The organism is Nonomuraea aridisoli (genome assembly GCF_003236395.1).
In the GTDB taxonomy this organism is placed as follows: Bacteria; Actinomycetota; Actinomycetes; order Streptosporangiales; family Streptosporangiaceae; genus Nonomuraea; species Nonomuraea aridisoli.
Window position 1 is genome coordinate 1 of sequence record NZ_POUD01000300.1, and the last position, 10,539, is coordinate 10,539.

A 10,539-nucleotide genomic window follows, 5' to 3' on the forward strand; every position below is an offset into this window, starting at 1 on the left:
CCGATGGCCCCCGTGCCGCCGGCCCCCGCGCCGATGGCCGGGACGGAGCCCATGGGCGGTGCGGTGCGCAGGCTCTCGCGCAGCGCCGTCAGCAGGGCCTCGGTGGCCGGCGGGTGCGGCGCCTCGCCGTAGACGGCGGCGTACACGTGCCGCACCGACCCCGGCACCTCCGTCACCTCGACCTCCGGGTTCCGGTGGGCGCTGAGGGCGAGCCCCGGCAGCAGGGTCAGGCCGAGCCCGCCCGCCACCAGCGCCTGCACCGCCACGATGTCGTCACTCGTGAACGTGATCCGCGGCGCGAACCCGGCCTTCTCGCACATGTCCAGCAGATGGCTGCGGCAGCGGTCGCACCCGGCGATCCACGGCGCGTCCGCGTGGTCGGCCAGTTCGCCGGCCGGCGTACGGGACACCAGGTAGCTGGGGTCGTCGAGAAGGTGGACCATGTGGACGCCGCCGTCCTCGGGGGCGGTGTCGTCGTATCGGAAGATCACCGCCACGTCGGCGCGGCCGGCCCGCAGCAGGCGCAGCGCCTCGGGCGGCTCGGTCTCGGTGAGCTCCAGGCGCAGTCCGGGGTGCTCGACGGCCAGTTGCCTGGCCGCCCTCGGGATGAACGTGCCCAGGGCCGAGGGGAACGCGGTCAGCCGTACGCGGCCGGAGCGCAGCCCCACGTGGGCGGCGAGCTCCTCCGAGGCGGCGTCGAGGCGGCCGATGATGTCGGCGGCCCGCTCGGCCAGCAGCCGGCCCGCCTCGGTGAGCCGGATGCCGCGCCCGGCGCGCTGGATGAGCTTGGCGCCGGTCTCGGCCTCCAGCCGGGCGAGGTGGTGACTGACCGACGGCTGCGAGTAGTGCAGCACCTTGGCCGCCTCGGTCAGCGACCCCTTCTGGGCCACGGTGAGGAGCACGCGCAGGCGGGTGACGTCCAGCATTCATCAATCGTATCTATTGATCGCCCAGAAGACTTCTGTTGGACCTATCAATGCAGATGCGGGACCGTAGAAAGGAAGGGATATTCCGGACGTAGGGAAACACCATGAACCTCACCACCGCCACCAGGCCCGGCCTCGACGTGCTTGTGTCCGGTGTGTCCGGAATCGTGGCTCGGGGGCTGGGTGCGCGCGAGACCGCGTTCGCCGTCGCCGACCTGCTGCGCGGCCACCTTCCCGGGCCCGACCTCCTCACGCCGGCGGAGCGCGAGGGCTCGCCCGACCGGTACGTCACCCACATCCTGCACGCCGAGGACGACTTCTCCATCGTCGCCGTCGTGTGGCGCCCCGGCCAGGGCACCCCGATCCACGACCACGTGTCGTGGTGCACGTTCGGCATCATCAGCGGGATCGAGCACGAGACCCTCTACCGCGACATGGGCGACCACCTCGTCGAGGTCGGCCGGGCCGACAACCGCCCGGGCGAGGTCAGCGGCTTCGCGCCGCCCGGCGACATCCACAAGGTCCGCAACACCAGCGCCGAGATGGGTATCTCCCTGCACGTCTACGGCGCCGACGTGGCCCGCCTCGGCAGCAGCGTCCGCCGCCTCTACGACCTGCCGGTCAGGTAGCCCTCCAGCCGGTCTGCCAGCTCCTTGGGCCGCGCCAGCATGGGGGCGTGGCTCCCGTCGATCTCGTCGGGCGTGATCCCGAGCCGGTCGCGGACGACCCGGCGCATGAACTCCGGCGTGAAGAACCGGTCGTCACGGCAGAGCAGGAACCTCGTCGGCACGTCCGGCCACGCCTCCAGCGGCCACGGCTCCACCAGCGCCTTGTCGGCGTGCTCGCGCGACCGCGCGATCGACTCGGCGGCCAGGTCAGGCGGCACGTCGTGCAGGAACAACTCGATCGTGTCGAGGTCGGCCTGCTCGAACCCGGTGTCGCCCCACCACGCGGACGGCGGCTCGCCCGGCGCGGGGATCATCGCCGTCACCAGCACCAGCAACTCGGTCCTCGTACGCGCGCAGACCAGGGGCCCGACGAACCCGCCCCACGAATGGGCCACCACGACCACGTCGCGCCGGTCGCCGACGGCCTCGACCACGGTGTCGGCGTAGTCGAGCAGGCCGGCGTCCTCGTCGCCGAGCGGCAGGTCCACCGCCACGACGTCGTGCCCGCGCCCGCGCAGCTCGCGTTCCACCAGGTGCCAGTCCCACGCGGAGCCGCCCCCACCGTGGATCAGCGCGAACGTCGCCATATCCGTACCTCCCGCTCGGTTCCCCGCCATCCTGCCCTGCCGGCGATGAGTCCGGGACGCCGCATCGGTCCTCCCTTGGGAGACCGAAAGGATCGATCATGGAACCGACCGCACTCGACTCGGGCATCGTCGACAAGCCTGGCGACGTGCCCTGCTGCCGGGCCTCGGCCCAGGGCGTGGGGACGGCGTCGTCGTCGCTGAAGCGCGGGTCCAGCAAACGGCGAAAGGCCCGTGCGTCTCGGCACGGGCCTTCGGAACGCCGGTCGTCAGACGCCGAGCGCGGAGGGCCGGCCGAGCTCGTGCAGGAAGAGGGCCTCCGTGGTGGCCACCTTGCGCAGCTCCTCCAGGTCCACGCGCTCGTTGGGGGCGTGGATGGCGGCCTCCTCGTCCTCGGCGCCGAAGAGCAGGATCTCCGCCGCGGGGAACTGCTTCAGCAGCGTGTTGACCAGCGGGATCGAGCCGCCGGCGCCCACGTCGCGGGGCGGGCGGCCGAAGGCGCGCTCCATCGCCCGGTTCAGCGCGGAGCGCGCCTTGCCGCCCGAGTCGGCCTGGAAGCCGGAGCCGACCGTGAAGTCGCCGAACGACACCCGCACGCCCCACGGGGCCACCTGGCGCAGGAACTCCACGACCGCGTTCACCGTCGTCTTCGGGTCGCCCGCCGGAGGCACCCGCACGGTCACCCGCGCCCGCGCCCGCGGCTGCACCGCGTTGATCGCGCCCGACACCGTCGGCACGTCGAGCCCCGTGACGGTGATCGAGAACGACGACCACAGCCGGTCGGCCAGCGAGCCGGAGCCCACCAGCGACACTCCGTCGAGGACGCCGGCCGTGCGCCTGAACTCCTCCTCCGACGGCCCCTGCCCGAGGAACGAGCCGCGCGGCAGCCCGGGGACGCGGACGTCGCCGTTGTCGTCGTGCAGCGCGGTCAGCATGCGCATGAGCGCCGCCAGCGCGTCGGGCGCGGCGCCGCCGAACGAGCCGCTGTGCACGGGCTCCTTCAGCGTGCTGACCTCGACGGTGAAGGCCGCCATGCCGCGCAGCGACGTGGTGACCGCCGGGTCGCCCACGCGCGGGTTGCCGACGTCGGCCACCACGATGGTGTCGGCCCGCAGCAGGTCGGGGTGGCGCTCGACGAACGCCTCGAGCCGCTCGCCGGCGTACTCCTCCTGGCCCTCGATGATGACCTTGATGCCCACGGGGAACCGGCCCTGGAAGGTGCGCAGCGCGGTGACGTGGGAGATGATGCCCGACTTGTCGTCGGCGCAGCCGCGCCCGTACAGACGGCCGTCGATCAGGGTCGGCTCGAACGGCGGCGTGCGCCACGCGGCCGGGTCACCGGCGGGCTGGACGTCGTAGTGGGCGTACAGCAGCACCGTCGGCATGCCGGGAGGCGCGGGGGCCTCGCCGAACACGGCGGGGAAGCTGCCCTCGACGGGCACCTGCTGGACGCGCGGCAGGCCCACGGAGCGCAGCAGCTCCTCCGTCATGGCGGCGGCGGCGTGGACGGGCTCTTCCGGGTGCCCGGGGAAGGCCACGGAGGGGATGGCGGCAAGCCGCCGCAGCTCGTCGACGGCCTGCGGCATCGCGGCGGCGACGGCGCTCTCGATCTGGTCAGGAGTCACGGGACGGTCCCCCGGGGGTCGTTCTCAACGGGTGGTCTACGGTTGTCCGCGGCGGTCGCGGCCGGCGGGCACCGGCTTCGGGCGATCGTCGCAGCTCACAGGAGTGCATACCAGTTCACAGCGATTTGCTCACATTGGATCACGGCGCACCGTGCTGGGGAAACGGGGTTCGCGCGTGCGTGACGAATCTAGCCTGCGGATTTCGTTGCTGTTACAAAACGGTTCTGCGGATCTCGGTTTTCTTGCAGAGTGTCACGACCGATTCGCTTGGCAAACCGGAAGTCACGATGCAGACTGTGGAGAGTTCAGACACGAGGGAAGATAACCATGACGCAGGCCGAAAACGACGTCCTGAAGGCCGCGCAGGACCACCTGTGGTTGCACTTCACCAGACACAGCGCCTACGAACAGTCCGAGATCCCGACCATCGTCCGCGGTGAGGGGTCCTACGTCTACGACATCCATGGCAAGCGTTACCTCGACGGTCTGGCCGGGCTCTTCGTCGTCCAGGTGGGCCACGGGCGGCAGGAGCTCGCCGAAGCCGCCGCCAAGCAGGCCCAGGAGCTGGCGTTCTTCCCGCTGTGGTCGTACGCCCACCCCAAGGCGGCCGAGCTGGCCCAGCGGCTGGCCTCCCACACCCCCGGCGAGCTGAACCGGGTCTTCTTCACCACCGGCGGCGGCGAGGCGGTCGAGACCGCCTGGAAGCTCGCCAAGCAGTACTACAAGCTCGTCGGCAAGCCCCTCAAGCACAAGGTCATCAGCCGCCAGATCGCCTACCACGGCACCCCGCAGGGCGCCCTGTCGATCACCGGCATCCCGGCGTTCAAGCAGATGTTCGAGCCGCTCGTGCCCGGCTCGGTCCGCGTCCCGAACACCAACTACTACCGCGCCGACGAGATCACCGGCGTCCCCGGCATGACGGCCGAGGAGTACGGCATCTGGGCGGCCGACCGGGTGGCCCGCGCCATCGAGATGGAGGGCCCCGACACGGTGGCCGCCGTCTTCGCCGAGCCCGTCCAGAACGCCGGCGGCTGCTTCCCGCCGCCCCCCGGCTACTTCCAGCGCCTGCGCGAGATCTGCGACGAGTACGACGTGCTGCTCGTCTCCGACGAGGTCATCTGCGCCTTCGGCCGCCTCGGCACGATGTTCGGCGGCCAGAAGTTCGACTACGTGCCCGACATCATCACCTGCGCCAAGGGCCTGACCAGCGGCTACTCGCCGATCGGCGCCATGATCGCGCACGAGCGGCTGTTCGAGCCGTTCAAGGACGGCGACACGATGTTCGCCCACGGCTACACCTTCGGCGGCCACCCCGTCTCCGCCGCCGTGGCCCTGGCCAACCTCGACATCTTCGAGCGCGAGGACCTGCTCGGCCACGTCACCGCCAACGAGCCGCGCTTCCGCGAGGCCCTCGAAGGGCTGAGCGACCTGCCGATCGTCGGCGACGTGCGCGGGTCGGGCTACTTCTGGGGCATCGAGCTGGTCAAGGACAAGGTCACGAAGGAGACGTTCGACGCGGACGAGTCCGAGCGTCTGCTGCGCGGCTTCCTGTCGAAGGCGCTGTTCGACGCGGGCCTCTACTGCCGCGCCGACGACCGGGGCGACCCCGTGATCCAGCTCTCCCCACCGCTGATCGCCGGCCAGAAGGAGTTCGACGAGATCGCGTCGATCCTGCGCGGCGTACTGAGCGAGGCGTGGAAACGCCTCTGAACCGCGAACCCCCGGGACGACGGCGTGCCGGGTTCCCGAAAGGATCCACCGCAATGAAGATCGGCGTACCCGCCGAGGTCAAGAACCACGAGTATCGCGTCGCGGCGACCCCGGCGGGCGTTCACGAACTGGTGCGGGCCGGCCACGAGGTGACCGTCCAGCGTGGGGCAGGCCTCGGCTCGCACATCACCGATGAGGAGTACCTCGCCGCCGGCGCGAAGATCATCGACAGCGCCGACGACGTGTGGGGCGGCGCCGACATGGTGCTCAAGGTCAAGGAGCCGATCGCCGAGGAGTACCACCGGCTGCGCGACGGCCTGGTGCTCTTCACGTACCTGCACCTGGCCGCCTCCCGCGCCTGCACCGACGCGCTCCTGCGGGCCGGCACCACCGGCATCGCGTACGAGACCGTGCAGGTCGGCAACGCGCTGCCGCTGCTCGCGCCGATGTCGGAGGTCGCCGGCCGGCTCGCGCCGCAGGTGGGCGCGTACAACCTGATGCGCTTCAACGGCGGGCGGGGGATCCTGCCGGGCGGCGTGCCGGGCGTGGCCCCGGCGAAGGTGGTCGTGATCGGCGGCGGCGTCTCCGGCCTGAACGCCGCGCAGATCGCCGTCGGCATGGGCGCCGACGTCACCGTCCTCGACCTCAACATCGACCGCCTGCGCCAGATCGACGCGATCTACCAGGGCCGCCTCAAGACGCTGGTCTCCACCCGGTACGCGATCGAGCAGGAGGTCCTCCAGGCCGACCTGGTCATCGGCGCGGTGCTGATCCCCGGCGCCAAGGCCCCGACGCTGGTCTCCAACGACCTCGTCTCGCGGATGAAGCCGGGCTCCGTGCTCGTGGACATCGCCATCGACCAGGGCGGCTGCTTCGAGGACTCGCGCCCGACCACGCACGCCGACCCGACGTACAAGGTGCACGAGTCGATCTTCTACTGCGTGGCCAACATGCCCGGCTCCGTGGCCAACACCTCGACGTACGCGCTGACCAACGCGACCCTTCCGTACGCGGTCAAGCTGGCCAACCTCGGCTGGCGTGACGCCGTCAAGACGGACGGCGGCCTCGCGGGCGGCCTCAACACGCACGCCGGCCTGCTCACCAACCAGCCGGTCGCCGAGGCCCTCGGCCTGGCGTACACGCCGGTCTCCGAGGTCGTCTGACCGCTCGCTCACTTCACGAACGGAGGGTACGGCGCCGCCGTGCCCTCCGTTCTCATGTCCGCGTGGTTGTATCCCCTGGTGAGGACAACCCGAGGAGGAACGATGGCGCTCGGTGTCAGCTGTTCCAGGCCGACGACATCGTCGAGACCTGCCGTGAGCTCGCCGCGCGCGGCGTCGAGTTCACCGAGGAGCGGTCGCGGCAGCCGTGGGGCTGGTCGGCCGTCTTCAAGGACGACGAGGGTCACCTCTTCCATCTCGGCCAGCGCTGGGGCCGCCCCCTCAAGCGGGGCCGGCAAGTTGAAAATGAAAATCATTCTCTATTAGGGTGACGGTGTCCGCCAGGGACCGGAGCCAGGCTCCGCGTGTCTGGAACTCCTGGCCGGACACGTACGCCTGAGGAGAGTGTTGTGTCATCAGTGCAGCTCGCATCGCCGCGATCCAGCCCCGCGCACACGGTGACGGGCGCCTCCTGGGGCGGACGCCGGCTCCGCGCCCCGCTCGCCTTCTTCCTCGTCACGCTCGCCCTGCTCGCCAGCCTGGTGGTGTCGACCGCGTTCGGGGCGGAGTCCCTGCCGCCGGCCACGGTGCTCGACGTGCTGGTCAGGCGGGCCACCGACGGGCCGGTCGCGGACCTCGCGTACGACACGATCGTGTGGCAGTTGAGGGTGCCGCGGGCGCTGCTGGCGGCGCTCGTCGGAGCCGGCCTCGCGCTGGCGGGGGCCGGGATGCAGACGCTCGTCCGCAATCCGCTCGCGGACCCGTACCTGCTGGGGGTCTCCTCCGGGGCGAGCGTCGGCGCGACCGCGGTGATCACGTCCGGGCTGTTCGCCGGCGCGGGGGCGTTGACGTTGTCCGGGGGCGCGCTCATCGGGGCGCTCGGCGCCGCGGCGCTGGTGTTCGTGATCGCCGCCGCCCAGGGCGGGCTGACCCCGTTGCGGCTGGTCCTCACCGGGACCGTCCTCGGCTCGGCGTTCTCCGCGATCGCGAGTTTCCTGGTCTTCCGCAGCCCCGACCCGGCCGTGGCGCAGTCCGTGCTGTTCTGGCTGCTCGGCAGCCTGGCCGGCGCGGAGTGGCACCAGCTCGTGATCCCGGCGATCACGGTCGGGGTCGTCGCCGCGGCGATGCTGGCCGGCAGCGGCTGGCTCGACGCGCTCGCGTCGGGTTCCGACACCGCGGCGTCGGTCGGCGTCCCCGTCCGGGCGGTGCGCGTCGGGCTGTTCGTCCTGCTGGCCGTCCTGGTCGGCGTGCTGGTCGCGGTCTCGGGCGGCATCGGCTTCGTCGGGCTGGTCGTGCCGCACGCGGCGCGGCTGCTGGTCGGCGCCCGGCATCGGGTCCTGCTGCCGGCCTCGGCGATGTGCGGCGCGCTGTTCCTGCTGTGGGTGGACGTCGTCACCCGGGTCCTCGTGCGCCCCACCGAGATCCCGCTCAGCGTCGTGTCGGGGCTGATCGGCGCGCCGGCGTTCCTCGTCCTGCTCGGGCGACGCCGTTACCGCTTCGGGGGCGAGGGGTGAGCGAGGGGTGAGCGTCCACCTGCGTGCCGAGGGGCTCGCCTGCGCGGTGGGGAACCGCGTCATCCTCCGCGACCTGCGGCTCGACGTCCGGGAGGGGGAGACGATCGGGATCGTCGGGCCGAACGGATGCGGGAAGTCCACGCTGCTGCGCGTCCTCGCCGGCCTGCGCGCCCCCACGGCCGGCCACGTGCACGTCGGCGGTGTGCGCCTGCACGGTCTCGGCTCGCGGCAGCGGGCCCGCAAGGTCGCGCTGGTCGCCCAGGAGCAGGACCTGCCCGCGGACCTGCTCGCCGGCGAGGTCGTCGCGCTGGGCCTGACCCCCTACCGCTCACCGTGGAACGGCGTCGGACCGCGCGAGCGCGCCGCCGTCGCCGCCGCGCTCGCCGAGGTCGGGCTGGCCGATCTCGCCGACCGGCCGGTGGAGCAGCTGTCCGGCGGCGAACGCCGCAGGGTGCTCCTCGCCAGAGGGCTGGTGCAGCGCACTCCGCTCCTCCTGCTCGACGAACCGACCAACCACCTCGACGTACGGCACCAGCTGCACCTCATGCGGCTCGTCCGCCGGCTCGGCCGCACCGTGGTGCTGGCGCTGCACGACCTCACCCTGGCCGCGACCTGTGACCGCGTCCTCGTGCTGCACGAGGGCCGGGCCCTGCCCCTCGCGCCGCCCGGCGAGGCGCTGGCCCCCGCCGTCGTCAGCGCCGTCTTCGGCGTGGACGCCATCCCCATCCGCCACCCCGTCACCGGTGACACGCACCTGCTGATCACCCCGCTCCACCCGGAGTCCGCCCCATGAACCGCATCGTCCTCGCCGTCGCCACCGCCGCGGCGGCCGTCTCGCTCGCCGCCTGCGGCACGACCGCCGCCGCGCGGCCCGACGCCGCTGCGGTCACGGTCGCCAACTGCGGCGAGCCCGCCCGCTTCCCCTCGCCGGCGCGGCGGCTGTTCGTCAACGACGGCAACATGATCGCCATGGCCCTGGCCATCGGGGCAGAGGATCAGGTGGCCGCGGTCTCCAGCCTGCAACGCGACGCCGGCACCCTGCGCCGCCACTACGGCGACGTCGTCGACCGGCTGAACGTCGTCGCGCCGGGTTACCCGTCCCGCGAGACCGTGCTCGCGCAGCGGCCCGACGTCATGGTCGCCGGCTGGAACTACGGCTACAGCGAGGAGACCCGGCTGACCCCCGACTCCCTGCGCGAACGAGGCATCGCCCCGTACGTGCTCACCGAGAGTTGCCGGCAGAGCGGCGGCGGGCGGCGGGGGATCGTCGAACCGTGGCAGGCGCTCCGCGACGACCTGGCCAATCTCGGTACGATCACCGGCCGCACCGGGCAGGCGCGGCAGGTCGTCGACGACCTCGACCGGCGGCTGACCGCGCTGCGGAACGCGCCGCGACCCGGGAGACGGCCCACGGTCTTCCTGTTCGACAGCGCGAGCGACACGGTCTTCTCCAGCGGCCGGTTCGGCGCCCCGCAGGCGATCATCGACAGCGCGGGCGGCCGCAACGCGATCGAGGACGTCGACGACAGCTGGACCACGGTGTCCTGGGAGCGGGTGGTCGCGGCCGAGCCGGACGCATTCGTCTTCGTCGACTACCCGCCGCAGACCTTCGAGCAGAAGGTGCGGCTGCTCACCTCGCGGGCGGGCATCAAGGACCTGCCCGCGGTGGCCGAGCGGCGGTTCCTGAACCTGCCGTACGCCCTGTGGACCAGCAGTCCCCTGAACATCGACGCCGCCGAGCAGATCCGCAAGGCGCTCGAACGGTGGCGCCTGGTGCCGGAGTCCACGATCACGCCGCCGTTCGACGACCGTGCCCAATAGAAATGGTATTCATTTTCATATATGGTGCTACAGCCAGATCCGGCGATGAATGTCCAGTTGGGGGGAGTCGCTATGAGCTGCGGGAACGCCGACCTGCTGGTGCGCGCCCTGCCGGCCGCCCGCCGGACACGGCAGCGCGGCGCGGTGCTGCACGTGCTGGTGGACTGCTCGGATTTCGTCTCCGCCCAGCAGCTGCACGCCCTGACCACCGCCGACGGGATCGGGGTGGGGCTGACCACCGTCTACCGCACGCTGCGGGAGCTGGAGGCCTACGGCCGGGTCGACGTCGTACGCGACGACGCCGGCGAACGGCTGTACCGGCTGCGGCCGTTCGGCAGGCACCGCCACTACCTCGTCTGCCGGTCCTGCGGCCGCAGCCGTGCGGTGGACGCCGAGGTGGTGGAGGCGTGGGTGGACGAGATCGGCGAGAGCGCCGGGTTCGACGCGGTGGAGCACACCGTCGAGCTCACCGGGATCTGCGCGACCTGCCGCTCCGCCACCCCGCCCCTCGCCGGCGGAGGAGAGCAGTGA

At 71.9% G+C, this 10,539-nt stretch carries 11 protein-coding genes; 8 read left to right on the top strand and 3 right to left on the bottom strand.

Annotation, left to right across the window (positions count from 1 at the left end; translation table 11 throughout):
• Nucleotides 1-926: LysR family transcriptional regulator (locus tag C1J01_RS41040; protein WP_111184447.1), on the bottom strand; the 926-nt coding region annotated here is incomplete at its 3' end.
• A gap of 104 nt (nucleotides 927-1,030) precedes the next feature.
• Between C1J01_RS41040 and C1J01_RS41045 the strand changes: the two genes are divergently transcribed.
• On the top strand, nucleotides 1,031-1,555 hold the full coding sequence (locus tag C1J01_RS41045; RefSeq protein WP_111184448.1) for a cysteine dioxygenase family protein: 525 nt from the start codon (nucleotides 1,031-1,033) through the stop codon (nucleotides 1,553-1,555).
• On the opposite strand, the gene C1J01_RS41050 is transcribed toward C1J01_RS41045, so the two are convergent.
• Together C1J01_RS41050 and C1J01_RS41055 are read right to left on the bottom strand one after the other, a co-directional pair.
• A complete protein-coding gene (locus C1J01_RS41050) occupies nucleotides 1,534-2,181 on the bottom strand; it encodes an alpha/beta fold hydrolase (RefSeq protein WP_111184449.1) in 648 nt (215 codons plus the stop codon). The genes C1J01_RS41045 and C1J01_RS41050 overlap by 22 nt on opposite strands.
• 266 nt (nucleotides 2,182-2,447) lie before the next feature.
• Nucleotides 2,448-3,803, bottom strand: a complete 1,356-nt coding sequence (locus C1J01_RS41055; RefSeq protein ID WP_111184450.1) for a dipeptidase — start codon at nucleotides 3,801-3,803, stop codon at nucleotides 2,448-2,450.
• A gap of 327 nt (nucleotides 3,804-4,130) precedes the next feature.
• Between C1J01_RS41055 and C1J01_RS41060 the strand changes: the two genes are divergently transcribed.
• The 7 genes from C1J01_RS41060 (at nucleotide 4,131) to C1J01_RS41090 (ending at nucleotide 10,539) form a co-directional block, all read left to right on the top strand.
• Nucleotides 4,131-5,513, top strand: a complete 1,383-nt coding sequence (locus C1J01_RS41060; protein ID WP_111184451.1) for an aspartate aminotransferase family protein — start codon at nucleotides 4,131-4,133, stop codon at nucleotides 5,511-5,513.
• Nucleotides 5,514-5,566: 53 nt separating this feature from the next.
• Nucleotides 5,567-6,676 (top strand): alanine dehydrogenase, encoded by a 1,110-nt coding sequence (gene ald, locus C1J01_RS41065; protein ID WP_111184452.1) that lies wholly within the window; start codon nucleotides 5,567-5,569, stop codon nucleotides 6,674-6,676.
• Between the two features lie 62 nt (nucleotides 6,677-6,738).
• A complete protein-coding gene (locus C1J01_RS53875; protein WP_181449248.1) occupies nucleotides 6,739-7,005 on the top strand; it encodes a VOC family protein in 267 nt (88 codons plus the stop codon).
• Nucleotides 7,006-7,083: 78 nt separating this feature from the next.
• A complete protein-coding gene (locus tag C1J01_RS41075; protein WP_235855003.1) occupies nucleotides 7,084-8,187 on the top strand; it encodes a FecCD family ABC transporter permease in 1,104 nt (367 codons plus the stop codon).
• 7 nt (nucleotides 8,188-8,194) lie between these two features.
• Nucleotides 8,195-8,980, top strand: coding sequence for an ABC transporter ATP-binding protein (locus tag C1J01_RS41080; protein ID WP_111184455.1), 786 nt, complete (start codon nucleotides 8,195-8,197; stop codon nucleotides 8,978-8,980).
• Entirely contained in the window at nucleotides 8,977-10,008 is a 1,032-nt protein-coding gene (locus C1J01_RS41085) for an ABC transporter substrate-binding protein (protein ID WP_111184456.1), read from the top strand. The genes C1J01_RS41080 and C1J01_RS41085 overlap by 4 nt, the downstream gene beginning before the upstream one ends.
• A 72-nt stretch (nucleotides 10,009-10,080) precedes the next feature.
• The gene (locus tag C1J01_RS41090) at nucleotides 10,081-10,539 is read left to right on the top strand and encodes a Fur family transcriptional regulator (RefSeq protein ID WP_111184457.1); all 459 of its coding nucleotides are present in this window, start codon (nucleotides 10,081-10,083) and stop codon (nucleotides 10,537-10,539) included.